The 23,467-nt window shown below is 60.9% G+C and carries 23 protein-coding genes, 1 tRNA gene and 3 pseudogenes; 17 read left to right on the top strand and 10 right to left on the bottom strand.

The annotated features are described in order from the left end of the window. The first annotated feature begins 6 nt into the window (after positions 1-6). From nodC to NKI25_RS22390, 7 genes and pseudogenes are all read left to right on the top strand, one after another. A complete protein-coding gene (gene nodC / locus NKI25_RS22420; protein WP_352725763.1) occupies positions 7-1,365 on the top strand; it encodes a chitooligosaccharide synthase NodC in 1,359 nt (452 codons plus the stop codon). 48 nt (positions 1,366-1,413) lie between these two features. Beyond that, positions 1,414-2,010, top strand: a complete 597-nt coding sequence (gene nodS, locus NKI25_RS22415) for a nodulation methyltransferase NodS (RefSeq protein WP_352623592.1) — start codon at positions 1,414-1,416, stop codon at positions 2,008-2,010. 35 nt (positions 2,011-2,045) lie between these two features. Next, positions 2,046-2,294 (top strand): annotated as a pseudogene (locus NKI25_RS22410) (carbamoyltransferase N-terminal domain-containing protein); the annotation flags it as partial. A gap of 38 nt (positions 2,295-2,332) precedes the next feature. Next, positions 2,333-3,244: a nodulation factor ABC transporter ATP-binding protein NodI gene (gene nodI / locus NKI25_RS22405; protein ID WP_352466668.1), complete on the top strand. Its 912-nt coding sequence runs from the start codon at positions 2,333-2,335 to the stop codon at positions 3,242-3,244. 3 nt (positions 3,245-3,247) lie between these two features. Further along, positions 3,248-4,036 (top strand): ABC transporter permease, encoded by a 789-nt coding sequence (locus tag NKI25_RS22400; RefSeq protein WP_352450738.1) that lies wholly within the window; start codon positions 3,248-3,250, stop codon positions 4,034-4,036. A gap of 67 nt (positions 4,037-4,103) precedes the next feature. Beyond that, positions 4,104-5,066 carry a LysR family transcriptional regulator gene (locus tag NKI25_RS22395; RefSeq protein WP_023678269.1) on the top strand — a complete coding sequence of 321 codons (963 nt, stop codon included), beginning with the start codon at positions 4,104-4,106 and terminating at the stop codon, positions 5,064-5,066. Between the two features lie 8 nt (positions 5,067-5,074). Beyond that, a pseudogene (locus NKI25_RS22390) lies at positions 5,075-5,337 on the top strand (hypothetical protein); the annotation flags it as partial. 77 nt (positions 5,338-5,414) lie between these two features. Here NKI25_RS22390 and NKI25_RS22385 read toward each other — a convergent pair. Next, positions 5,415-5,477, bottom strand: a pseudogene (locus tag NKI25_RS22385) (hypothetical protein); the annotation flags it as partial. Positions 5,478-5,557: 80 nt separating this feature from the next. Between NKI25_RS22385 and NKI25_RS22380 the strand changes: the two are divergent. From NKI25_RS22380 to NKI25_RS22360, 5 genes are all read left to right on the top strand, one after another. After that, positions 5,558-5,767 carry a hypothetical protein gene (locus NKI25_RS22380; protein ID WP_023678271.1) on the top strand — a complete coding sequence of 70 codons (210 nt, stop codon included), beginning with the start codon at positions 5,558-5,560 and terminating at the stop codon, positions 5,765-5,767. A 464-nt stretch (positions 5,768-6,231) separates the two neighbouring features. Then, positions 6,232-7,032 (top strand): calcium-binding protein, encoded by an 801-nt coding sequence (locus tag NKI25_RS22375; RefSeq protein ID WP_023678272.1) that lies wholly within the window; start codon positions 6,232-6,234, stop codon positions 7,030-7,032. A 395-nt stretch (positions 7,033-7,427) separates the two neighbouring features. Next, a complete protein-coding gene (locus tag NKI25_RS22370; RefSeq protein ID WP_352826080.1) occupies positions 7,428-9,197 on the top strand; it encodes a type I secretion system permease/ATPase in 1,770 nt (589 codons plus the stop codon). Beyond that, positions 9,172-10,485, top strand: coding sequence for an HlyD family type I secretion periplasmic adaptor subunit (locus NKI25_RS22365; protein WP_352999398.1), 1,314 nt, complete (start codon positions 9,172-9,174; stop codon positions 10,483-10,485). Before NKI25_RS22370 ends, NKI25_RS22365 begins: the two co-directional genes overlap by 26 nt. Positions 10,486-11,155: 670 nt before the next feature. Then, positions 11,156-12,373: a tyrosine-type recombinase/integrase gene (locus NKI25_RS22360; RefSeq protein WP_352457555.1), complete on the top strand. Its 1,218-nt coding sequence runs from the start codon at positions 11,156-11,158 to the stop codon at positions 12,371-12,373. 21 nt (positions 12,374-12,394) lie between these two features. Here NKI25_RS22360 and NKI25_RS22355 read toward each other — a convergent pair. Then, positions 12,395-12,470: transfer RNA gene (locus NKI25_RS22355), tRNA-Ile, on the bottom strand. 184 nt (positions 12,471-12,654) lie between these two features. On the opposite strand from NKI25_RS22355, the gene NKI25_RS22350 reads away from it, so the two are divergent. Next, positions 12,655-13,365 carry an SIMPL domain-containing protein gene (locus tag NKI25_RS22350; protein WP_352999396.1) on the top strand — a complete coding sequence of 237 codons (711 nt, stop codon included), beginning with the start codon at positions 12,655-12,657 and terminating at the stop codon, positions 13,363-13,365. A gap of 132 nt (positions 13,366-13,497) precedes the next feature. Here NKI25_RS22350 and NKI25_RS22345 read toward each other — a convergent pair whose 3' ends face one another. The 3 genes from NKI25_RS22345 to NKI25_RS22335 all read right to left on the bottom strand — a co-directional run bounded on the left by NKI25_RS22345 (position 13,498) and on the right by NKI25_RS22335 (position 15,470). Beyond that, positions 13,498-13,857, bottom strand: coding sequence for a hypothetical protein (locus NKI25_RS22345; RefSeq protein WP_023678277.1), 360 nt, complete (start codon positions 13,855-13,857; stop codon positions 13,498-13,500). Between the two features lie 223 nt (positions 13,858-14,080). Continuing rightward, positions 14,081-14,527, bottom strand: a complete 447-nt coding sequence (locus NKI25_RS22340; RefSeq protein WP_023678278.1) for a YcgN family cysteine cluster protein — start codon at positions 14,525-14,527, stop codon at positions 14,081-14,083. A gap of 298 nt (positions 14,528-14,825) precedes the next feature. Continuing rightward, a complete protein-coding gene (locus tag NKI25_RS22335) occupies positions 14,826-15,470 on the bottom strand; it encodes a hypothetical protein (protein ID WP_352999395.1) in 645 nt (214 codons plus the stop codon). A 30-nt stretch (positions 15,471-15,500) separates the two neighbouring features. Between NKI25_RS22335 and NKI25_RS22330 the strand changes: the two genes are divergently transcribed. Beyond that, positions 15,501-16,928 (top strand): OmpA family protein, encoded by a 1,428-nt coding sequence (locus NKI25_RS22330; protein ID WP_352999393.1) that lies wholly within the window; start codon positions 15,501-15,503, stop codon positions 16,926-16,928. 239 nt (positions 16,929-17,167) lie between these two features. Further along, complete coding sequence (locus NKI25_RS22325) at positions 17,168-17,683, top strand: TIGR00645 family protein (protein ID WP_352457550.1); 516 nt, start codon at positions 17,168-17,170, stop codon at positions 17,681-17,683. Between the two features lie 69 nt (positions 17,684-17,752). Here NKI25_RS22325 and NKI25_RS22320 read toward each other — a convergent pair whose 3' ends face one another. The 3 genes from NKI25_RS22320 to NKI25_RS22310 form a co-directional block, all read right to left on the bottom strand. Beyond that, entirely contained in the window at positions 17,753-18,619 is an 867-nt protein-coding gene (locus NKI25_RS22320; protein ID WP_352457549.1) for an SDR family oxidoreductase, read from the bottom strand. A gap of 114 nt (positions 18,620-18,733) precedes the next feature. Next, the gene (locus NKI25_RS22315) at positions 18,734-19,369 is read right to left on the bottom strand and encodes a helix-turn-helix transcriptional regulator (RefSeq protein ID WP_352999390.1); all 636 of its coding nucleotides are present in this window, start codon (positions 19,367-19,369) and stop codon (positions 18,734-18,736) included. 7 nt (positions 19,370-19,376) lie between these two features. Then, positions 19,377-20,246, bottom strand: coding sequence for a S1C family serine protease (locus NKI25_RS22310; protein WP_352999388.1), 870 nt, complete (start codon positions 20,244-20,246; stop codon positions 19,377-19,379). Positions 20,247-20,415: 169 nt separating this feature from the next. Between NKI25_RS22310 and NKI25_RS22305 the strand changes: the two genes are divergently transcribed. Then, positions 20,416-21,366 carry a S1C family serine protease gene (locus tag NKI25_RS22305; protein ID WP_352999386.1) on the top strand — a complete coding sequence of 317 codons (951 nt, stop codon included), beginning with the start codon at positions 20,416-20,418 and terminating at the stop codon, positions 21,364-21,366. On the opposite strand, the gene NKI25_RS22300 is transcribed toward NKI25_RS22305, so the two are convergent. Continuing rightward, complete coding sequence (locus tag NKI25_RS22300; protein WP_352683760.1) at positions 21,363-21,788, bottom strand: VOC family protein; 426 nt, start codon at positions 21,786-21,788, stop codon at positions 21,363-21,365. The genes NKI25_RS22305 and NKI25_RS22300 overlap by 4 nt on opposite strands. Positions 21,789-21,854: 66 nt before the next feature. On the opposite strand from NKI25_RS22300, the gene NKI25_RS22295 reads away from it, so the two are divergent. Next, positions 21,855-22,481, top strand: a complete 627-nt coding sequence (locus NKI25_RS22295) for a TetR/AcrR family transcriptional regulator (protein WP_352638240.1) — start codon at positions 21,855-21,857, stop codon at positions 22,479-22,481. Here NKI25_RS22295 and NKI25_RS22290 read toward each other — a convergent pair. Continuing rightward, positions 22,414-23,370 carry a LysR family transcriptional regulator gene (locus NKI25_RS22290; RefSeq protein WP_352999384.1) on the bottom strand — a complete coding sequence of 319 codons (957 nt, stop codon included), beginning with the start codon at positions 23,368-23,370 and terminating at the stop codon, positions 22,414-22,416. The genes NKI25_RS22295 and NKI25_RS22290 overlap by 68 nt on opposite strands. Positions 23,371-23,467: the final 97 nt, after the last annotated feature.

The following is a 23,467-nucleotide window of genomic DNA, read 5'->3' as shown; positions in this document are numbered from 1 at the left end:
GATCCCATGACTCTTCTTGGTACAACCAGCACTGTGGCCATTTCGCTTTATGCACTGCTCTCGACTACTTATAAGAGCATGCAGGGGATTTATGCTCTGCCGACAAACGACTCATCGGCGTTGGAGGATCTCGTCGGCTCCGATCAACTGCCCAGCGTGGATGTCATCGTCCCCTGCTTCAACGAGGATCCGCGCACGCTTTCAGAGTGCCTGGCTTCCATTGCAGACCAAGAATACGCCGGAAGACTTCGGGTCTATGTGGTTGATGACGGTTCTGGAAATCGCGAAGCCGTAGGAACTGTCCACGAAACCTACGCGCGCGACCCTAGGTTCGACATCATTTTGCTTCCCGAGAATGTTGGAAAGCGCAAGGCACAGATCGCCGCGATACGCCGCTCATCCGGGGATTTGGTGCTTAACGTTGATTCAGACACGATACTCGCGTCCGACGTCATTACCAAGCTTGTACCGAAGATGCGAGATCCAGCGGTCGGCGCAGTCATGGGTCAGTTGACGGCCAGTAACCGGAGCGAGAGCTGGCTGACCAGGCTGATAGACATGGAGTACTGGCTGGCTTGCAACGAGGAGCGCGCGGCACAGGCTCGCTTCGGTGCCGTTATGTGCTGTTGCGGCCCATGTGCCATGTACCGCCGGTCTGCGCTCCTTTTGTTACTGGACCAGTACGAGTCGCAATTTTTTCGGGGCAAGCCAAGCGACTTCGGTGAGGATCGCCATCTCACTATCCTCATGCTGAAAGCAGGCTTTCGAACCGAGTACGTTCCGAGCGCCATCGCGGCCACAGTCGTTCCGAACAGGCTCGGACCGTATCTGCGCCAACAACTCCGTTGGGCACGAAGCACATTCCGGGACACGCTGCTTGGGCTGCGCTTGCTGCCCGGCCTCAATAGCTATCTCACGTTGGACGTGGTCGGACAGAATCTCGGCGCGCTACTCCTCGCCCTATCGGTACTAACGGGCCTCGCACATTTCGCACTGACAGGCACTGTGCCTTGGTGGACGGGCCTGATGATTGTGTCCATGACCATGGTCCGATGCAGCGTGGTAGCATTTCGCGCTCGACAGTTTCGATTTCTGGGCTTTTCCCTGCACACGTTCATCAACATCTTTCTCTTACTTCCCTTGAAGGCCTACGCGCTGTGTACATTGAGCAATAGCGATTGGCTGTCGCGAAGCTCTGCTGTCGCTACATCGAACACTGGGGGAAAACAGGCCCCCACCCAAACTCCGATCACTGGATCAAGCAGGGCAGAATTCTCACCGCATGCGGCTCCGCTTCGCAGGCTCAATCTTGCGCGGGATTCTTCGGGATTAGCGCTGTCGGGCAACATTTGCGGCGACGAGTGATCGCTAATTACCTAGGTGGACGAGAGGTGGACGAGTTTGACCCAGAACATGAATCATCAGTTGCTCGATCGGGAATTGGCCGCAGACGATCCGTGGCGCCTCGACGGCAATCCGTTCGAGCGGGAGCGCCACACGCAAATGCTCCAGCTGGCGCTTGCCCAAGGCTCCATTACAAATGCCCTCGAAGTCGGGTGCGCTGCTGGCGCATTCACGGAAAAACTAGCCCCCTACTGCCAAGGGCTCACCGTCATCGATGTCGTGGCGCAAGCGATAGCTCGAGCACGTCAACGGATAAAGAAGCCGCCGCGCATCAACTGGATAGTCTCCGATGTTCAACAGTTTTCGACCGACGAGTTGTTTGACCTGATCGTTGTGGCGGAGGTCCTATACTACCTCGAAGACATAGCCGAGATGCGCGTGGCCGTCAAAAACCTGGTGCGGGTGCTTGCGCCAGGCGGGCATCTGATCTTCGGATCGGCAAGGGATGCTAATTGCCGTCGCTGGGGTCACGCCGCTGGTGCTGAGCCGGTCATCGCCATGCTGAACGAAACGTTGATCGAGGTAGAGCGTCTTGAGTGTCGGGGCGAGTCGGTCAACGAAGACTGCTTGCTCGTCCGTTTCCGGAACCCGCTTTCCACTTCCTGATGAATCGAATCTATCGCCGTTAACGTGGAGACACTATGCGCATCTGTGGTACCAAGCTGACCCATGATGGGGCGATCGCCCTTGTCGAGGATGGACGGCTCGTCTTCTGCGTAGAGCAGGAAAAGCGGCACAACAATCCGCGTTACCAAACCATCGATAATCTCGACGCAATTGTCGCCGCTTTGGCGGAACAGGGGCTAAATCCTTGTGATGTCGATCAGTTCGTTATCGACGGCTGGGATGGCGAAGACGAGTCACAGTTTCAGGTCCGGCAGGCAACAGCAACCGCCAGTCGTGGCGACGCTCTCGGTAAAATGAACCCATGTCCACGGTAACGATCGATCTTACTGACGTAAGCAAAACTTATGACAAGCTCGTTGTCGACAGACTGTCGTTCCGCGTTACGGCGGGGGAATGCTTCGGGCTCTTGGGACCGAACGGCGCGGGCAAAAGCACGATTGCGCGTATGGTCCTCGGCATGACATCGCCTGATGCGGGGAAGATTACTGTGCTCGGCGCTCCAGTGCCGGCGCGCGCGCGTTTGGCACGTATGCGCATCGGCGTGGTCCCGCAGTTCGACAATCTTGATACCGCGTTCACTGTACGCGAGAACCTGTTGGTGTTCGGGCGCTACTTCCGGATGAGCAGACGCCAGATCGAAGCGGTCATACCGTCGCTGCTTGAGTTCGCCCGCCTCGAGAACAAAGCGGATGCGCGCGTCGCCGAACTGTCCGGCGGCATGAAGCGGCGCCTGACGCTCGCGCGTGCGCTGATCAATGACCCGCACTTGCTGGTGATGGACGAGCCGACCACCGGCCTCGATCCGCAGGCCCGCCACCTGATCTGGGAACGGCTGCGATCGCTGCTGGCGCGGGGCAAGACTATTCTTTTGACTACCCATTTCATGGAAGAGGCCGAGCGGCTGTGCGATCGGCTGTGCGTTATGGAGGAGGGGCGCAAGATCGCCGAAGGCCGCCCGTCCGCACTCATTGACGAGCAGATCGGCTGTGACGTGGTCGAGGTCTACGGCGGCAATCCGCATGAACTGGGTGCGCTGATCCGGCCGTACGCACAGCGCATCGAGGTGAGCGGTGAGACGCTTTTTTGCTATGCACCCGATCCGGAGCAGGTGCTGGTGCAGCTACGCGGGCGCGCGGGTCTGCGCCTTCTGCAGCGTCCCCCCAATCTCGAGGATGTGTTCTTGCGGCTAACCGGGCGCGAGATGGAGGACTGAACAATGGGCGAACGTTATGCGGCGGCCATGCCCGCCAATGCGTGGAATTGGGTCGCGGTTTGGCGCCGCAACTATCTTGGATGGAAGAAAATCGGGCTTGCATCGGTTCTCGGCAACCTCGCCGATCCGATGATCTATCTGTTCGGTCTCGGCTTTGGCATCGGAACAATGATAGGTCCTGTTGAGGGCACTTCGTACATTGCGTTTCTCGCGGCTGGCATGGTTGCCACAAGCGCGATGGCATCGGCGACCGCTGAAACGGTTTACGGGAGTTTTGGCCGCATGGACAACCAGCGCACCTGGGAAGGAATGCTATGCACTCAGCTGACGCTCGGCGATATCTTACTCGGCGAATTGGCGTGGGCAGCCACCAAGGCCCTGATGGCGGGCACAGCAATCACTATTGTTGCCACCACGCTCGGCTACACATCGTGGCCATCCATCCTCTGCTTGCTGCCAGTCATCGCTCTCAGTGGCCTCGCCTTCGCGAGTCTAGCGATGGTCGTCACGGCGCTTGCGCCCAGTTATGAATATTTCATATTTTATAACACGCTTGTTATAACACCCATGCTGTTCCTTTGCGGCGCGATGTTTCCGGTCAACCAATTGCCCGGCGCTTTTCAGGACGTCGCCTCCTTGTTGCCGCTCGCACATGCAATTGACCTCATTCGTCCGGCGATGCTTGGCCGTCCGGCCGGCAGCATGGGCCTGCATATCGGCGCGCTTTGCATATACACGGTTTTGCCGTTCTTCCTATCGGTTGCTCTATTTCGTCGTCGGCTGATGCGTTGACGCTACTCACCATTCGTAAAATTGATTCTTTGGGCGATACCCATCCACGCGTCGGATAGGTCAATACATGCGTTTTAAGGGACTCGATCTAAATCTCCTGGTTGTGCTGGACGCTTTGATCAGGGAGCGTAAAGTCACCGCCGCGGCCCGCAGTATTAACCTGAGTCAGCCGGCCATGAGCGCCGCCGTCGGTCGGTTACGCGCCTATTTCAGCGATGAGCTATTTACGATGAACGGCCGCGAACTCATTTTGACACCGCGCGCGGAGGGGCTCGCCACAGCAGTCCGGGAGGCATTGCTGCACATCCAGCTGTCGATTATTTCCTGGGACGCCTTTAACCCGGCCCGATCGGATCGTCGCTTCCGCATCATCCTTTCCGATTACCTCACGCTCGTATTTTTTAAGAAGATCGTAAAGCGTGCTGCGCGGGAAGCTCCCGCCGTCCGCTTCGAATGTCTGCTTATTTCCGACGACCCCGAGGAGCTTCTCCGGCGCGGCGACGTTGATTTTCTGATTATGCCGGAAGTGTTCATGTCGAAACATCCTCGCGCAGCCCTGTTCGAAGATATACTCGTATGCGTAGGCTGCGGCACGAACAAGCAGCTGTCAGAGCCACTTACATTCGACCGATACTTGTCGATGGGGCAGGTTGTGCTTAAATTCGGGGACACCCGGCAGCCCTCCATCGAGGAATGGTATTTGCTCGAGAACGGTTTCGAGAGACGTATCGAGGTCGTCGTACAGGGCTTTAGCATGATCCCGCCCCTTCTATCAGGCACCAACCGCATCGGGACAATGCCCTTACGGCTGGCGCAGCATTTCGCAAAATTAACACCCCTGCGGATTGTCGAACTTCCGCCGCCACTTCCTGCCGCATTCACGGAGGCCGTCCAATGGCCTGCGCTTCACAATAATGATCCGGCAAGCCTATGGATGCGGGAAATGATGTTGCAGGAGGCATCTCGTATGATTACCCCGCCTAAGAGCACCGGACGTCTCAGTTGTCGGCCGACGACCCCTCGGTTATGAGAGGAGGCATGGATGGCGATTGGGATTGGGCGATTCCTGCATTGTCGAGAACGATGCAGGGAGAGCAGATCCTTCAGCCTGAAGAGGTGGCAGCGATGCTGCCGCTGCATGAGCTTGGCTGGGGAACCGACGGGCGAACGAATTCGGGTGCGCTCGCAACACGGTGCCTCGGTATCTAAGCGAGGGCGGGACTGTTCCGTTTCGCAAGCCTGTGCGGCCGACCGCGTTTGACGGACTGGACGATTGGCTGCGGGAGCGCTTCTTCCCCCATGGCTCGGGCTGGATGACGATCTCGACCCGCTCCAGATGCGCCGGGAACGCCTTGCGCGGTCGCGCAGCACGTCGCGGCTCGCCTGTCGGTCTTGCGGCCTCGAGCTCGGACTCAATCGCGCCGAGCCCGGTCTGGATTTCGAAGGCGAAGGCCTGCTGGGCACGTTCGAGCTTCTCGGAGCTGCGACCGAAGCGGCGCGCTCCAGCTGCTTGACGATCCCATGAAGGTCGGCGATCCTCTCCTGGGCACGCTCGTTGAGTGTCGCCATCCGGACGATCTCGGCCTTGAGTGTTTCGCTCCGGAGTTGTTGCAGTTCGGCCTTCTCCGCCGCCATGGCGACGAACATCGCCTTGAGCGGATCGATTTCGTGGGGACGGGCCGAAGCGCTTCTCGTCATGACGCCGACAGGAGCTTGTTTTACACGGCCTGAAGCCCGCCTTTTGCGCCTGAGTCACTTCGCCACCGCCTTCCGGCCGGACGCCGTCGCCGTTCGGCTCGAACGCGCGTCCAGTCCATGTCTTCGACGAGCGCCATCAGTTTCGGCGCGGCAAGCCGATCACGCCGTTCTCCGCCAGCGGAACTTGTCCTCGTCCAGCGCTCACGGTGCGGGTATGCCGGCGTCGAGCAAACAGAGAGAAGTTTGGGGCCCAACCAGGACGGCCCCGTTACGAAGTTCGTCCTAGTCTAGTCCCGGTTTGAGTGTCGAATCTTCATCGATTGCATCGGCGACCAGCGTCCCCGCCGCCTGCGAGCCCGCAACTGCTCAGCAGAAGGAAGTGAACGTGAGTGCATCCATTTCGTAAATGTGTGTCTATCCAAGCAATCGATTTCTCTAATTATCCGATGAGGAATATGAAACGCGTCAGGCAGGGTGCATCATTAGGAGTATTTTCGATGGCAAACATTATCGAGGGTGGCCCGGGTTCCGAAACACTCCTCGGCACCAAGCTTGAAGATTGGATGGAGGGTTTCGGGGGCAATGACTGGATTGACGGTCGTGGCGGCAACGACGAGATCTCGGCTGGCGCGGGCAGTGACCGAGCCCTCGGCGGCGAGGGTAACGACCGCATCTTCGGCGGAGATGGCTGGGACGATCTCTCCGGCGACAACGGCCGCTTCAACGCGCGCATCTCCGGTGAGGACAATGACAGGCTCAGCGGCGGTCCCGGCCAGGATGTCGTCTACGTGGGTGACGGCCAGGACACGTTGACCGGGGGCACCGACAGTGACACGTTCGTGTTCCAGTTCCACAATCCGGTGCCTGGGGTCGTCCCGAGTGTCGGGTCGAAGCCGGACATTTCCACTATCACCGATTTCAACCCGGCGGAGGACAAGTTCGCCTTCGATGCGGTGGGCCTCTACAACGACGGTTTTGGCGCGAACTTCGTCAACAACGCCAGCATACAGTCCGGCTACCCGGTGAGCAGCTTCTACAGTGGTGCGGCCTCGGGTGCGAACGGCGAACACGTCGTGGTGATCACTGGCGAATCTTTCAACTCTGCTTCTGAAGCCGCGAGTGCGATCTCCGGCGAGCACGCCGGCGACATCATTGTCTACCAAAGCAGCTACACCGACAGAGTCGCAACTCTGGCCTATGTCACCGCCGACAACAGCGCGCATGAGTTCGTCCACCTGGGCGGTGTGGTCACCGTGGCCGACCTAGGCCTGACCGCGTCGGACTTCACCTTCGTTTGATCCAGAAAACCCATACGGAACAGCGCCCCGCCCCCCTGGGCGGGCGCTTTCCGTTTCCGCTACTTGCGATGGGCCGGGGCGCCCGGGAGCAGTCGCAGCGTGTACAGCTTGACGAAGCCCTGCACGTCGCGCTGGTCGTACACCGAAATCTCCCTGAAGGCGTGGAGGCGGAAGCCTGTTCGGGCCCTTGCGGCCGGCCACGATGACGTTGCCCTTCCAAACCTTCAGCCGGACGGTGTTGTTGTTGACCCGCTCCATTAGATGCCAAACCAAACATATTCGGCGGGAGCACTGATCCTGAATCAGCGAGCGGATGCAGTCGGTCGCCGCTCGGGGAGCAATATAGGGAGCTGGGTCGCCAGATCCTCACGGAGACCTACGTGAGTAACCATTCCTTGAAGGATTCAGCTTTGAGACCTTTCCCTCTGACTTCCGCTATTTGGGGAATTCTGTTGATCAGCGGCGTGGTGAACGTGCTTGCGCTGATCTCGCCGGTGTTCATGCTTCAGGTCTACGACCGCGTTCTGGCAAGTGGCAGCGTATCGACGCTAGTGGGGCTCGTCGTGCTTGCTACAGGGCTTTATGCGTTCCAGTGCCTGCTCGACATTTTGCGCGCGCGCGTGCTGCTGCGGATTGGCGAGCGTTTCGATGAACAGTTTTCCGGACGCGTTCACGATGCGATCGTTCGCCTTCCGCTTTTAACGCGCATGCCGGGCGACGGCTTGCAGCCGCTACGCGATCTCGACAATGTTCGCGGATTCTTAGGTGGAAACGGCCCGACAGCGTTCTTCGATCTGCCATGGATGCTGCTTTATCTTGGCATTTGCTTCCTCTTTCATTTCTGGATCGGCATGACGGCACTTATCGGGGCGATCGGTCTCACATCTCTGACACTCCTTACCAACACTCTCTCGCAAGGGCCGATACGCGATACCATTGACCACAACATGGTACGCAATGGTCTACTGGAAGCAGCGCGCCGCAATGCCGAGGTCGTGCAAGCTCTCGGTCTCGCAAAGCGGATCGCTGCCCGATGGCACAAGGCCAATGCCAAGTATCTGGCCGCCAACCGGAAAGTCGGGGACGTGGCAGGTGGGCTGGGTGGCATTTCAAAGTCGCTGCGCGTGCTGCTGCAATCGGCCATTCTTGCCGTCGGCGCGTACCTTGTCATCAGGCAGGAGACTACGGCCGGGGTCATGATTGCCAGTTCGATCACGATGGGGCGTGCGCTGGCTCCGGTCGATCTGGCCATTTCAAGCTGGAAACCCTTCCTCATGGCGCGCCAGGGTTGGGCGCGGCTGGAGGACCTCTTGGGAAAGGTTCCTGAAACCGCTCCTGTTATGCCAATGCCTGCACCTGAACGCGAACTCCGCCTCGAAGGCGTGACAATCGTTCCGCCCGGCGAAAGGAAGCCGACCGTGACCGGCCTTGCGTTTGCCGTTCAGGCGGGAAGCGCACTCGGGATCATCGGTGCATCGGGTTCGGGCAAGTCGACACTCTCGCGCGCCATCGTCGGCGCATGGGCGCCGGTCGCCGGAAAGGTTCGCATCGACAGCGCAAGCCTCGATCAATGGGACCGGGAAGCGCTAGGCCGTCATATCGGCTATTTGCCGCAAGGTGTTGAACTATTCGACGGCACCATTGCCGAAAACATCGCTCGTTTTGAAGATAATCCTGACCCTGAGGCTATTGTCACCGCGGCGAAAGCAGCGGGCACGCACGAACTGATCCTCCGATTTGAGCACGGCTACGAAACTCCGATTGGTGAGGCCGGATCGGCACTTTCCGCCGGGCAGCGCCAGCGTATCGGTCTTGCCCGTGCTCTTTATCGAGACCCTTTCCTTGTTGTGCTGGATGAACCCAATGCCAATCTCGATGCGGAAGGCGAGGCTGCGGTTGTCAAGGCGATCGCCTCCGTGCGCGAGCGCAAGGGCATTGCGGTTGTCGTTGCCCATCGGCCGAGCGCCATCCGCGCCGTGGATTTGGTGTTGGTGATGGAAGGTGGACGGCAGCGAGCATTCGGTGCGCGTGATGAGGCGCTTTCCAAAGTCCTTAAGGGGGCAGCGATGGCATCAGGCGCTGGGGTCAAGGCCATCGAGTCTACACAGGATAACGAGCGCGCTGACATGGAGGATCCCGGTGTCCGGCATTCATCAGAACAATGACGTTTCCAGGTCCATTCGCCGGCACCTGGTGGCGGGCCTGCTGGCGAGCGTGATCTTTGTGGGAGGAGCCGGAGCCTGGGCGGCCTTCACGAATCTCTCCGGCGCGGTTGTCGCGTCCGGACACTTTGTCGTCGATTCCTATGTGAAGAAGGTGCAGCACCCGACCGGCGGGGTGGTGGGAGAAATCCTGGTGAGCGAAGGTGATAAAGTAAAAGCCGGCGACATCCTCATGCGGCTCGACGCCACCCAGACGCGCGCCACTCTCGCTGTAGTCACCAAGCGGCTCGATGAGCTGGCCGCCAACCTGGCACGACTCGAAGCTGAGCGTGACGATCTGGCGGAGATCGCCTTCCCGGACTGGCTGCTCGCCCGCAGAGATGTTCCGGACGTAGCTTCGGCAGTACATGGCGAGACGCGGCTGTTCGAATTCCGCAGACAATCCCGCGACGGAAGGCAGGCGCAGCTAGCGGAACGCATCACTCAATATGAGCACGAGATCGAGGGGCTCAAGGCGCAGGCAATCGCTTCTGAGAAAAGCACCGAGATCCTCCAAAAGGAAATTGCTGCCCTGAGTGGGCTGCGCGACCAAGGCATTGTCTCGGACCAACGCTTGAACAGTCTGAAGACGCAGGTTGCCACTTTCGGCGGCGAACGCGGTGAGAAGATTGCACATCAGGCACAGACGGCAGCCCGCATAGCCGAAACGCGCCTGCAGATCCTGCAGATCGATCCGGATTTCAAGATGGAAGTCGGCCAGGAGCTCAGAGAGGTTCAGGCGCAGGTTGGGGAGTATGTTGAGCGCAAGGTGGCGGCTGAACAGGAACTGCGACGGATCGATATTGTCGCGCCGCAGTCAGGCGCCATTCAACAACTCGCAGTTCATACGGTCGGAGGAGTGATCACGCCCGCCGATCCGATTATGCTAATCGTGCCGGAAGGCGACGATCTTGCGCTTGAAGCACGAATCACCCCGAAGGACATCGACCAAATCCAGCTTGGTCACAAGGCCGTGCTGCGGATGTCAGCCTTCAATCTGAGGACCACGCCGGTATTGAACGGATATGTCAGCCGGATCGCAGCCGATCTGGCGACGGACGAAAAAAACGGCGTTTCGTATTACCTGGTGCGTCTGTCGGTTCCGCATGCGGAACTGACGAAGCTCAAGGACCTGACGCTCGTGCCCGGCATGCCGGCCGAAGCGATGATCCAGACGGGCGAGCGTACGGCGCTTTCTTATTTTGTGAAGCCGCTGTCGGACCAAATCAGTCGCGCATTCCATGAGGAATGAAAGTAACCACAGAAACATTTTGTTGGTATTCTTGTTGGTTGTTACGCATGCATGAGAGTCATAACCGTCTGAAAACACAGCCATACTTTCCTCAGTTGGATTCCGCCTCTGACTCAGATTCGTGGTTCCACGGTCATTTTGCCCTTCCAAGGCGCCGACCATTCAGTTCTTGGCCTCGAGCGCATTAAGATACCCATCATCGTACACAAAGGCTGGAAAAGAGTCCGGTGTCTTGAGCGATCCTGAGGTCTGGAGACCTAGGGTGAGCCTGCAAGCACAGGGCTAGGACATGATTGAGCGTCTGCAATATTCGGACGGGTACATAGGAAGACAGGCAGGCGTCAAAAACGCGCTTTCAACGCGCTAAACCGATGCTACGCACCCCGAGCGTCTTGCCGCCCTCGCTCCCGCCGGTAGGAATCAATCGCGAGCAGGCTGCGACGTTCATCGGCGTAAGCTCAACGACCTTTGATGAAATGGTCCAGGACGGCCGGATGCCCCAGCCACGAATGCCGAGCAAGGGGCGCATTGTTTGGGACGTCGAGGAACTTGTATTGGCCTTTCGAAAGCTCCCTCACCGCCAAATCGGAGGAGCACCAAAGCTTGACGAAGATTCGCCGCCACTAGACAATCCTTGGGATCGAAAACCACGAACATGACGGATGAGCCCGTGAAAATCGATCTTAAGGGCGTAGTGAAGGACACTGATCGCCACGGCAATGATCGGTACTATTTTCGCGCACCGGGTCGGAAGAAGGTCCGGCTCCGTGAACCGACCGGCAGCGACGAGTTCCTCGAGGAACTGCGGTGCGCGCGCGCCGAGGTCACTTATGTTCGGCCCGGCACTCTTCCCGAGATTTGCCGGCGCCTCCCCAAGCCTTCCGAGCCAGCGAAGAAAGGCACGTTGCTGTGGCTTTGCCAGGAGTATTACCGTCGGGGCGGCACGGAAATCACCCAAGACACTATGGCGCGCCGACGAGCAATTCTGGAGCGCGTATGCGAATTACCTCATCCCCTCGAAGGTGACCCGGATCCTCAGTATCCCACCAAGGGATCTCTGCCATTCGCCGGTATGAAACGGTCTCATGTTAAGGAGATCAGGGACACCAGGCTCGACGCCCTTGGCGCGGCAAACAATATCGTAAAAGCCATCAGCGCGATGTTTGAGTGGGCAAAGGACACAGAGATTCCGGGCGTCGACTCCAATCCCGCCCGCGGCATCAGACGGCTAAAGAGCGGCGACGGCTGGCACCCATGGGACGTGTCGGAGATCGTTCAATATGAGAAGCGGCATCCGCTGGGTACCGCAGCCAGACGTGCGCTCTCGATCTTCATGTTTACTGGCCTGCGGTTGTCCGACGTCGCGATCTTCGGTCGACAGCACATCACGCTCGTCTACAACGAGGAGACCGAGCAGTGGGAGAAGTGGATCAGAATTAAGCCTGGGAAGACCAGTCGTAACAAGGATGCGGTGTTGGTGGAGCTCCCGCTTCTGCCCGAACTAGAGGCGGAACTTGAGCACACGCCCTCCGACCAGATGACCTTCCTGGTCAATGAGTATGGTCGCCCGTTCTCGGAGAACGGTCTGGGCAACAAGATGCGCCAGTGGTGTGATCAAGCTGAGCTGCCGCACTGCAGTGCTCATGGAATTCGCAAGGCCGGCGCGACGATCGCCGCTGAGAACGGCGCGACGCACGAGCAGCTGAAGGCGATATATGGGTGGACTACGTACCAGCAGCCCGACCACTACATCAAGAAAGCGCGTCGCCGGAAGGTAGCGAGAGCGGCGAAATACCTGCTGGTTATCGATCGAAAAGAGAACAAAATTGTCCCACTTTCTGAGGGGGTTGAAAGAGGTGGGACAAAAATGGCCAAAAAATCCAATTAAATCAACGGCCACAAAAGCCAATGGTGGGCCCGGAGGGACTCGAACCCCCAACCAAGCGGTTATGAGCCGCCGGCTCTAACCATTGAGCTACAGGCCCCACGGCGCTGGATTAGTGTTTTTCCCTGAACCGCACAAGGCTTTCCGAGGGCTTTCCGAGCAGGCGTTCCAAGGGGGCTGGCAGAGATCGCCCAAATCAGCCCATATTGATAACCTATTGCACGTCGCCCATTGGACGCCGGCCAACACTCGGCTGTCTTGGGATCCCAGATCGAGGAGATTTCATGACCAGACGTATTTTGCCCCTGGCGATTGCCGCAGCAATCGCATTTCCGGCGATCGCGGCCGCCGCCGATTCGCCACCGCCGCCGCGTATCGTCGTCACCGGTGAAGGCGAGGCGGCGATAGCACCCGATCTGGCTCTGCTGACGCTCAGCGTCATGCGCGAAGCCAAGACGGCACGTGCAGCGCTCGACGCCAATAACGACGCCATGGCCGCGGTGATCGCTGCAATGAAATCGTCCGGCATCAAGGAGCGCGACCTGCAGACCGCGGGCATCCAGATCAATCCGCGCTATAACTACACCAATAAGCCCGACGGCAGCCAGGAGGCCGAGCTTGTCGCCTACCAGGTGACCAACACGCTGTCGGTGCGCATCCGCGACATCGACAAGATCGGCGACATTCTCGACAAGGCGGTGTCGCTCGGCGTCAACCAGGGCGGCGGCATCTCCTTCTCCAACGACGATCCGGCGGCAGCCGTCACCGAGGCGCGCAAGAAGGCCGTCGCCAATGCCATGGCCAAGGCCAAGACGCTGGCCGAAGCGGCCGGCGTCGGCATCGGCCGGGTCCTGGAAATCACCGACCAGAATTTCGCACCACCGCCGATGCCGATCAACGCCAAGGCGTTCGATGCCGCCGGTGCGTCGGTCCCGGTGCAAGCCGGCGAAAATTCCTATACCGCACAGGTGACGTTGACTTTCGAATTGAAATGATCATCGCTTGCAGCATGAAAAACCCCGGAGGATCGATCCTCCGGGGTTTTTTGAGCCGCGCCCTTCCGTCCTGGCGGAAAGGGCTCCGCTACTCTACCGGCTGCAAGTCAGCCGGCCGCAGGCCCGAAGACCTTAGCGATAGATGATCGGACAGCCGCGCTCGTTGGCGAATACGATCACGACGCGGTCGCCATACTGGCGGCCGGCGACCTTGACCGTGCGGCGGTTGATGTCGATGATGCGGGCGCGGTGCAGGCCCATGCGTTCGGCCTTGTCGATGGCACGCTCCGGCGAACAGGACCGGCGCCAGCCGCCATGACGGCGGTGTTCGCGATAGTAACCATCATCTTCGTCGCCGGTATAGACGCCGACGCGCGGATCCTGGTTGTTGCCGAAGCCGAGATAGATGCTGTCAGCATGAGCGGGGATGGCAGCAAGCGTGCCAAGGCCGACAAGAGCCGAAAGAGCCGCCGTCTTGATGGTGTTGAACATTGTCTTCTCTCCTTGTTGAGGGTTTCCACACGTTTTCGTCGAACCGATGGGAGGAGAATGCACCCGTCTGTCTGAATTTTTTGCGAACCGGCCATTCATCCCCCGTTCATGCGGCAAGAATGGGCCAGCCGTTAGTCTCTCCGTTTCTGGAACCGTTCTATGCAGGGCAGATGGGGAACGTACCCTTTTGCCATGGTTCCCGGTCTTCGTTACCGCAGGAATCCTAAGGCTCGTCCGCGAGCATATGGTCGAAATAGTCGTCCGGCTCGGCAAGGTCGGTCTCGCTGGCGCTGACCCGGCCGCGCATCGAGATGCCGGCCTCGTGCACGGTCTCGTCGCTTCCAGACACCAGCCTGTGCCACCAATAGAGGTCGCGGCCCTCGGCGACCAGCCGGTAAGCGCAGGTCTTGGGCAGCCAGCTGATGGTGCGCACATTCTGCGGCGTCAGCCCGACGCAATCCGGAACACGCGCCAGCCGGTTGGCATAGTCGGAGCAGCGGCAGCTTCCAGCGTCGAATAGCCGGCAGCCGACGCTGGTCCAGTAGATCTCTCCGGTGTCCTCGTCTTCGAGTTTGGACAGGCAGCATTTGCCACAACCGTCGCAGAGTGATTCCCACTCGGCCGGGGTCATCGCCTCGAGCGTCTTGGTCTTCCAGAACGGCTTTTCCATCGTCGGCATGTGGCCCTCGGACGCTTCAAGGTCAAGCACGGCAACCGTGCACCCTCGTCCGAACGATACGCCGGGACCATACGCCGGAACATACGCCAGGACCATACGAATGACATGAAGTCGCCTTCAAAACGCCGGTCAATCGCCCTGTGCCACAGCTAGAACCTACAAACAGGAACCAAACATGGTTGCTGAAAGTTTGGGCAGGGATGGGACGCCACAAGGAGTGTTTATGATGAAACGCCAACCATGGATTCTGGCAGGCACGGCGCTTGGCCTGTTGATGGCGTCCGCGCCGTTAGGCGCGTTCCCGCTGCAAGGCAATGCCGCATTCAGCCCCGTGCAACGTACCGCAGCGCCGCTCATCCCAGTGCAATCGAGTTGCGCCGAGGGCGAGTCGGCGGAGGCCTGCGCGCAAAGCCAGCAGGCAGAGCAGCCCAGAAAGAAGAAGCGCGACCAGCAGCAGCAAACGGAATCCGCTCCGGCCGAGCAGGCGGCTCCAGCCGAGTCCGAGCAACCCCGCAAGAAGCGGCGCAATCAGCAGCAGCAAACAGAATCCGCTCCGGCCGAGCAGATCGCTCCGGCCGAGTCTGAGCAACCCCGCAAGAAGCGGCGCAATCAGCAGCAGCAAACAGAATCCGCTCCGGCCGAGCAGATCGCTCCAGCCGAGTCCGAGCAACCCCGCAAGAAGCGGCGCAATCAGCAGCAGCAAACAGAATCCGCTCCGGCCGAGCAGATCGCTCCGGCCGAGACCGAGCAACCCCGCAAGAAGCGGCGCAATCGGCAGCAGATCGAAGCGGCCCCATCGGAACAACCGGCCGAGCAGGCAGCGCCGGCAAACGACAACCAGCCCGACGTCAATCCGCGCAAGAAGAAGCAAAAACAGAACCAGCAGATCGAGGCTGCCCCGGCAGAACAGGCTCCGACTGTCGAGCCCGGACAAAAGCCGGGCAAGCGCAAGAAGCCTGCTGAATTGACCGGACCCGCCACGGAGGCGGAAGGCCAGCCGGCGCCGACCAATAAGGAAGCGACCCCACAGGCCCAACCGGCTCCGACCGAGCAGCAGGCCGCTCCCGTCCAGGGCGAACAGCCCCAGGACAAGATCAAGAAACGTGGCAAGAGGCCTGTCGGCGAACAGCCGGTGACAGGAGAGCAACAGCCCTCGACCGGCGAACAGCCTTCGACTGGCCAGGCCGCGCCTGTCCAGGGTGAAAATCCGGTCCAGGGTGAAGCCCAGGCCAATCCGAACGAGGCACCTGTTCTGGACAGCCAGAAGGATGTCTTGCGCAAGCGCAAGGGTGGCAAGGAGCGCGGCCAAAATGCCGGTAAGCAGCAGGGCAACCAGCCCGCCCAGCAGGGCGAGAACCAGGTGGAAGCCCCGAAGCCGGCTCCGGTCGAGGAGGGACCGCCACCTACCGACGACAAGGCGGCCCAGCAGGCGATCAAGCCTGAAAAGATCGTTCCGGTGACCGAGGAAAAGGGCAAGCGTGTCGAGCGTGCGCCGGACATCGAGGATGTTCGCCGCCGTCCGCGCCCCCAGGGCACCAACGTCGTCAGGGAATTCGGCGACCGCGTCATCCTACAGTTCAACAACCAGACGTTCGTCGAAAGCAGCGATGCCCCGCGCATGCACCGCGGCGCCAGGAATGTCTATTATGAGGACCTGTCCGGCGATCGCACCCGGGAAATCGTCGAGCGCGACAATGGTGTCCGGATCGTCACCATCCGCAACCGCTACGGCGACGTCATCCAGCGTTCACGCATCGCGTCCGACGGCCGTGAATATGTGCTGAGCTATGTCGACGAGCGGAACTATGACGATGATGCAGACTGGCGCGACCCGGGCGACGACCTGCCGCCGATGCGCCTTACCATCCCGCAAGAGGAGTACATTCTGGATTCCGAAGAGGTCGAGGATCCGGACGACTACTACACCTTCCTCGAACGGCCGCCGGTCGAGAGGGTCCAGCGCCTCTATTCGATCGACGAGGTCAAGCGCTCGGCCCGCGTGCGCGACATCGCCCGCCGCATCGACCTCGACACGCTCAACTTCGAATTCGGTTCGGCCTCGATTTCCGACACCGAGGTCCAGAAGCTGGAGGGTGTTGCCAACGCCATGGACAAGCTGCTGAAGAAAAACCCGGCCGAGAGCTTCCTGATCGAGGGCCATACCGACGCTGTCGGCACACCGGAAGCGAACCTTGCTCTGTCCGACCGCCGCGCCGAGGCGGTCGCCGAAGCCTTGACCAACGCCTTTGGCATCCCGCCGGAGAACCTGACGACGCAGGGCTATGGCGAGGAGTATCTCAAGGTCAACACGTCGGGACCCAACCGCGAGAACCGCCGCGTCGCCATCCGCCGGATTACCCCCCTGGTAGCGCCGGTGGCCAGCGCCCAATAAACCGCAATGTGAACCGCGCGATTTGATCAACCATTGAATCGCGCGGTCATCAATCTTGAAACGCGCGGTAACCCATCCCAGATTCTGGAAAGGGCGTTCCCTGCCCTGTCCCGACTCCAGCGGGACACACGAGCCCCGCCGGTTCCCCTCCCCGGCGGGGTTTCGTTTTTTTGCAACCTTGCAAACCGCCGCAGCCTGCCCGAAATACGGCGCTCCGACAACGGAGCCCGAATCGCCGCATGAAGCGCCTCGAACTCGCCATCGAATCGATCATTCTCGCCTCGCGCTGGCTGCTGGTCGCCTTCTATCTCGGACTGGGTGCGGCACTTGCCATCTATGCCGTGTCCTTCGGCAAGAAGCTGTTCGAGTTCGTCTCCGTCGCCTTCACGCTCGATGACACCGACACCATCCTGAAAATACTCGGCCTCATCGATGCCGCGCTGGTCGCCTCACTGGTGGTGATGGTGATCATCTCGGGTTACGAAAACTTCGTCAGCCGCTTCGATGAAAATGACGGCAAGGTGCATTGGCTGGGCACGATCGATGTCGGCTCGCTGAAGGTCAAGGTCGCCTCGACAATCGTAGCGATCTCCTCGATCCACCTCTTGCAGGTGTTCCTGAACTCGGTCTCCTACACGACCGACCAGCTGATGTGGCTGACCATCATTCATCTGGCCTTCGTTCTGTCGGCACTGATGCTTGCCTATATCGACCGGCTGATGGGTCTTGGCAAAGCCAAGAAAGCCGAGGACTGAGCACGCGTCTGTGCCGGTCTTTAAGAGACCGGTCTTTAAGAGATATGCCTGTCAGCTAGATACTTTCCGTCAGTAGATACCTTTGATTTTGGTATCCGTCCGGCCGAACACCTCGTCCGGCACAAAAAAGTCGCCGGCGAGCGGGCCTGTCGCACCCGGCGCATAGGCCGAGAAATCGCTGACGCCCTCAGCGCGCAGCACTTCTTCGTCAATGTAGAAATTGCCGGTCGCCTCACGCGACGGCCTGACCAGGATGGCGTATGCCGCATCGGCCATGATGTCGGGCGAACGGCTCATCGCCGCCACCGTCGCCCCGCCCAGGAGGTTACGCACCGCCGCCGTGTCGATGGTCGAGATCGGCCATAGCGAATTGACCGCAATGCCGTCCCTGGCGAACTCGGCGCTCATGCCCAGCGTGCACATCGACATGCCGAACTTTGCCATCGTGTAGGCGACATGGTTCTTGAACCACTTGGCCTTCATGTCGAGCGGCGGCGCCAGATTCAAGATGTGAGGATTTTCCGCCAACCTCAAGTGCGGAATGCACATTTTGGAGACGAGAAAAGTGCCGCGCGTGTTGATCTGGTGCATCAGATCGTAGCGCTTCATATCAGTCTCCAGCGTGCCGGTGAGTTGGATGGCACTGGCGTTGTTGACGCAGATATCGATGCCGCCGAACCTCTCCACGGTCTTGGCGACCGCTTCGGCGACCTGTTCTTCATCCCGAATGTCGCACAGCACCGGCAGCGCCTTGCCGCCGGCCTGCTCGATCTCGTGCGCCGCCGTGTAGATCGTCCCGGGCAGCTTCGGATGCGGCTCGGCGGTCTTGGCCGCGATCGTCACATTGGCGCCATCGCGCGCGGCGCGCAGCGCAATCGCCAGCCCGATGCCGCGCGACCCGCCGGAGATGAAAAGCGTCTTTCCCTTGAGCGACATCCTTGCGCCTTCCTCCAACATGAAAGACACGATCCTTGCGCGGCTGAGAACCGCCGCGCAAGGCCCAACACACCGCATGCGGGTTACGCTGCGTCGGCCTTGAGACAATCTGACCTAGACCAGCACCAGGCCCTGCCGCATGGCGATGGCAATCGCATCGGTGCGGTTGGCGGCACCGAGCTTCGTCAGGATCGCTGCGACATGGAACTTCGCCGTATGCACGGAGATGTTCAGCCGCCGCGCGATGACCTTGTTGGGGGCGCCCTCGGCCAGCAGCGCCAGCACCTCGCCTTCCCGCGGCGAAAGCGTCGGCCGGACGATATGCTCGTCAGTCGGTTCCTCTTCGAACCGGTCGCTGTCATGGAAGGTCAAATCGTGATGCCGATCGGATAGAGCATGGCTGTCGCGCGAAATCCGGTAGCCCGCAGCCGCGAGCCGCGCGGCGGCGGCGATCAGCAACTCGTCCGCTTGCTCGGGCAGCACGGCAAACACTGTATCGGCCGGCCGTTCGCGGGCCGCTCGCGACGATAGCAGCACGCGAGGCATAGCCGCGTCGACGAGCCCGCCTTGTAGCCCATGATCATCGACGATGGCGACATCCGCCGCCCTACGTCCGTCGACTTCGCCCGCCAGAACCGGCCGCAGATCATCGGTCGCGGCGAGAGCTGCGGACAGACTTCGTGCGCGCTCGGCGTCACCGAGCGCGATCAGCACCGTCAGCTGTCTGCCAGCGACCTCACCGCTTACCATCAATCCCTCAGCTCAGTGGTTTTTCACCGATGGTCAGGGAAACCTCACGATTCTCGCCGCCGCGCACCACGCCGAGTGTCACCAAGGCACCGGCGCTGTCCGGCCCGAGCTTGCGGATCAGCTCGCGCGGGCCATGCACCGTCTCTGCGTTCCACGACACGATGATGTCGCCGAGACTGAGACCGGCTGATTTCGCCGGCCCGTTATCGTCGAGGCTCATCACCATGGCGCCCTGTGTATCACCATTGCGGACCGGATGCAGGCCGGCGCCAAGATAGCCGCGCGCCACATGACCCTTCTCGCGCAGCGTCGTGACTGCCCGCTCGATCGTTTCGTAAGGCATGACCAGCGCCCGCCGGCGTGGCCCGAACAGCAGCATGCCGATCAGTCCACCCTTGGCGTCGAGCACAGGGCCACCCTCGAAACGGCCGCCGGCATTGACGGCAAGGTTGATGCGCCGGTCGATCATGCCGCCGCGCATTGAACGCCAGGCCGGGCCGACCTCGCCGACCGTGCCGAAGGTAGCGAGCGAGGTGCCGTCGCTATTGCCCGCCACGACCGCCAGATTGCCCGGCCGCACCGCATCCGCCTTTACCAGTGACGGGGCGGCCGGCGCGCCGGCCGGTTTCAAAACGGCCGTGCCGGTGGACGGGTCGCGGCCGACCAGTTCCGCCTTGACGGCTTCGCCCGAAGAAAACGTCAGCTCGATCTCCTCGCCGGCCTCGACCGCCTCCTCGGCAGTGACGAAATAGCCGTCCCTCCAGTGGAAAGCAGTTGACGTCCGGTGGTGCGTCGCGAAGCTGGCCGTCGCTGGTGCCGCGGCTGCCGCGATGTCGGCAATGGCGTCGGAAAACGTGCTCAGATTGAAATCGCTCATGATTTATCTCCTGGGTTCTTCGTGACCCAGATATCGCCCGGCAGGGCGTTGGCGGATACTCGCCTGACGGCTAGTTGGGCATTTGACTGGCCATCTGGTCAGGTCGCGGCCGGTCCGGCCGCTCCGCACATATAGGCATTGTTCATCTTGTTCAAAACGGAGCCCTCGGATGGCCCTGCCCGCCCAGCAATTGCAATATGACGATGCTCTTCTCGATACCTATTCGGCGACGGTCGCCGATGCCGTCGACCGCATCGGGCCCGCTGTCTGCCGCATCGAACGCATCGGTGGCCCTGGCGGCCATGGCTCCGGCTTCGTCATCGCGCAGGACGGGCTGGTCGTCACCAACTTCCACGTCGTCGGCGATGCGCGCAGCGTACGCGTGTCAATGCCTGACGGCGCCTCCAGGGAAGGCCGCGTGCTCGGCCGCGATCCCGACACCGACATTGCGCTGGTGCGCGCCGACGGCAACTTTGCCGACGTCGCGCCGCTTGGCGATTCCAAGCGTTTGAGGCGCGGCCAGATTGCAATTGCCATCGGCAATCCGCTCGGCTTCGAATGGACCGTCACCACTGGCGTCGTCTCGGCACTCGGCCGCTCGATGCGTGCCTCCACCGGCCGGCTGATCGACGACGTCATCCAGACCGACGCCGCGCTCAACCCGGGCAATTCTGGCGGACCGCTGGTGTCCTCGGCTGGCGAGGTGATCGGCGTTAACACCGCGATGATCCACGGTGCGCAAGGCATCGCCTTCGCGGTTGCCTCCAACACCGCCAATTTCGTCATCTCGGAAATCATCCGCTTCGGCCGTGTGCGCCGTGCCTTCATCGGCGTTTCCGCCGACACCACCAACCTGCCGCGCCGCGCAGCCCTTTTGTCGCAAGTATCGAGCAGCACGGCGGTGCGCCTGCGCACCGTCGAAAAGAACAGCCCGGCGGCCAAAGCCGGCCTCAGGGAAGGCGACATTATTGCCGCCATCGACGGCCGCCCGGTCACCGGCGTCGACGATCTGGTGCGCATGCTCGACGCCGAGCGAATCGGCCGCGAGACACTGTGCACGGTGGTGCGCCGCTCCGGCATTACTCAGGTCACCGTGATGCCGTTGGCGCGGGCGAGTTAGCGCGCCGCAGCACCCTGCGCATATTGCGCCATAAATTCTGGGCTCGGCGGGATCGGCCTGATCACGTCGATCAGCACGCCGTTGGGATCCCTGGTGATGAAATGGCGCTGGCCGAAGGGTTCGTCGCGCAGCGTTCGCAGGATCGGCAGGCCAGCGGCGGTGATCCGCTCATAGATGGCATCCGGATCCCTGACCTCGAAATTGATCAGCAGGCCAGATGTGCGGCCCCGCCCTTCCTCCGGGATCGTCTCATGATCGCCCTGGACGATGCCAAGGTTGACGCGGCGATCTTCGGCTGAGCGCAGATGCACGTACCAGTCGGCCTCAAACAGCGGCTTGAAGCCGAAATGCGCAACATAAAAGGCTGCCGTGCCGGCAACGTCGCTCGTCATCAGCACCGGATAATAGCTCGTCGTCCTCATCTTTCCTTCACCCGGCAAATAACATACAGTCTGCATGTAAATGGCAATAACATACAGGCTGCATGTATGCAACAAGGATCCGCTCGTCGCTCCAACCGTGATCGCACCGAGGCGACACGCGCCGAGCTCATCGCCGCGGCTCGCAAACTGTTCACCGAAAAGTCCTATGCCGAGACCGGCACACCCGAGATCGTCGCCGCTGCCGGCGTCACGCGCGGCGCGCTCTATCATCACTTTGCCGACAAGCAGGCGTTGTTTGCCGCTGTGGTCGAACAGGAGGCGCAAGCCGTCTCGGAAGAGATCGAACGCGCGTCGCCGCCTTCGCTATTTGCCCGCGATGCGCTGATTGCCGGCTCGGATGCCTATCTGGCTGCCATGCGTGCCCCCGGCCGCACGCGGCTCTTGCTGCTTGACGGCCCGGCCGTGCTCGGCCGCGCCGCCATGGATGCGATCGACAATCGCCATGGCAACCGTTCGCTGCGCGAAGGCCTTCTTACCGCGATGCGCTCGCACTCCATGACGAGACTGCCTGTGGAAGCACTGACCGCTTTGCTCGCAGCCGCCTTCGACCGCGCAGCGCTCGCCATCGAAACTGGAGCATCGATCGAGGACTATCGCGCCGTTCTCATGGCGCTGATCGACGGCCTGTCTCCGGCTCCTCCTCAGGCACCTCACCCGGTTCGAACTCGTTGAAACAGCCTAGCTGGCGCTTGAACTGGTCGATCAGCCAGGCGGCCGCCGGTTTTGGGCTGCGATCGGCGCGGTGCATGGCATAGAGCGGCGAGCGGACTTCGCTGTAAGGCTCGAGATCGAGTTCGACGAGCCGGCCGTTCGCCAGATCATCGGCGATCAGCCACCGCGGCAGCCCGCCCCAGCCCAGCCCCTCGCGCATCAGCACGTGCTTGGTGCGCACATCCGTCAGCCGCCAGGTGCGGTAGGCGAAGACGCCATAGTCACGCCCGCGCGTACGCTCGGACTGGTCCGAGACGACCAGTTGGATGTGTTCGCGGACATCCTCTAGCGCCACTGGTCTCGGCAGCAGCGCCAGCGGGTGATCAGGCGCTGCGGCTGGCACCAGGGAGAAGAAGCCGATGCGAAGCAGATTCACGTCCGTCTCACCCAGAAGCCCCCCGATGCCGAGATCGGCCTGTCCGCCGACAACATGATCGAGGATAAGGCCAAGCGAGCCGATATGCAGACGCAGCGTCACGGCCGGGAACTGCGCCTCGAATGCCTTTAGCACCCGAACCAGCACCGGCGACGGTAGCGTCACGTCGACCGACAGCGTCACTTCCGCCTCCAATCCCTGCCGGTATCCGTCGACACGCGAGCGGATGCGTTGCAGCACGCCGACCATGCGCCGCGCATCTTCCAGCGTCGCCTTGCCGACATCGGTCAGTTGCGGTTCACGCGTGCCCTCGCGCTCGAACAGCTTCAGCCCGAGCTGCGTTTCGAGGTTGGCGATGGCGTAGCTGATCACCGATTGCGCGCGATTCAATTTGCGCCCGGCGGCCGAGAAGCTGCCGGTCTCGGCCACAGCAACCAGGATCTGCAGTTGGTCAAGCGTCGGGTTCGGTTGCATCGTTCAATCCGCATTTTAGATGGATAATATACAAAATATACCAGTTTTTCAAATGGGTCTGCGCACACATATCTGCCGGGAGATTTTAATCCAACCC

The sequence above is a fragment of the Mesorhizobium sp. M0808 genome, assembly GCF_040320025.1.
Classification (GTDB): domain Bacteria; phylum Pseudomonadota; class Alphaproteobacteria; order Rhizobiales; family Rhizobiaceae; genus Mesorhizobium.
This window is presented reverse-complemented; position numbering and strand designations above follow the sequence as displayed.

Excerpts from the sequence above, each read along its gene's own strand:
- NKI25_RS22325 (WP_352457550.1), top strand. The coding sequence starts at position 17,168 with ATGAAGCGCCTCGAACTCGCCATCGAATCGATCATTCTCGCCTCGCGC.
- NKI25_RS22395 (WP_023678269.1), top strand. The coding sequence starts at position 4,104 with ATGCGTTTTAAGGGACTCGATCTAAATCTCCTGGTTGTGCTGGACGCT.
- NKI25_RS22305 (WP_352999386.1), top strand. The coding sequence starts at position 20,416 with ATGGCCCTGCCCGCCCAGCAATTGCAATATGACGATGCTCTTCTCGAT.
- NKI25_RS22345 (WP_023678277.1), bottom strand. The coding sequence starts at position 13,857 with ATGTTCAACACCATCAAGACGGCGGCTCTTTCGGCTCTTGTCGGCCTT.
- NKI25_RS22310 (WP_352999388.1), bottom strand. The coding sequence starts at position 20,246 with ATGAGCGATTTCAATCTGAGCACGTTTTCCGACGCCATTGCCGACATC.
- NKI25_RS22400 (WP_352450738.1), top strand. The coding sequence starts at position 3,248 with ATGGGCGAACGTTATGCGGCGGCCATGCCCGCCAATGCGTGGAATTGG.
- nodI (WP_352466668.1), top strand. The coding sequence starts at position 2,333 with ATGTCCACGGTAACGATCGATCTTACTGACGTAAGCAAAACTTATGAC.
- NKI25_RS22380 (WP_023678271.1), top strand. The coding sequence starts at position 5,558 with ATGAAGGTCGGCGATCCTCTCCTGGGCACGCTCGTTGAGTGTCGCCAT.
- NKI25_RS22290 (WP_352999384.1), bottom strand. The coding sequence starts at position 23,370 with ATGCAACCGAACCCGACGCTTGACCAACTGCAGATCCTGGTTGCTGTG.
- NKI25_RS22315 (WP_352999390.1), bottom strand. The coding sequence starts at position 19,369 with ATGGTAAGCGGTGAGGTCGCTGGCAGACAGCTGACGGTGCTGATCGCG.
- NKI25_RS22320 (WP_352457549.1), bottom strand. The coding sequence starts at position 18,619 with ATGTCGCTCAAGGGAAAGACGCTTTTCATCTCCGGCGGGTCGCGCGGC.
- nodC (WP_352725763.1), top strand. The coding sequence starts at position 7 with ATGACTCTTCTTGGTACAACCAGCACTGTGGCCATTTCGCTTTATGCA.
- NKI25_RS22340 (WP_023678278.1), bottom strand. The coding sequence starts at position 14,527 with ATGGAAAAGCCGTTCTGGAAGACCAAGACGCTCGAGGCGATGACCCCG.
- NKI25_RS22295 (WP_352638240.1), top strand. The coding sequence starts at position 21,855 with ATGCAACAAGGATCCGCTCGTCGCTCCAACCGTGATCGCACCGAGGCG.
- NKI25_RS22350 (WP_352999396.1), top strand. The coding sequence starts at position 12,655 with ATGACCAGACGTATTTTGCCCCTGGCGATTGCCGCAGCAATCGCATTT.
- nodS (WP_352623592.1), top strand. The coding sequence starts at position 1,414 with ATGAATCATCAGTTGCTCGATCGGGAATTGGCCGCAGACGATCCGTGG.
- NKI25_RS22375 (WP_023678272.1), top strand. The coding sequence starts at position 6,232 with ATGGCAAACATTATCGAGGGTGGCCCGGGTTCCGAAACACTCCTCGGC.
- NKI25_RS22300 (WP_352683760.1), bottom strand. The coding sequence starts at position 21,788 with ATGAGGACGACGAGCTATTATCCGGTGCTGATGACGAGCGACGTTGCC.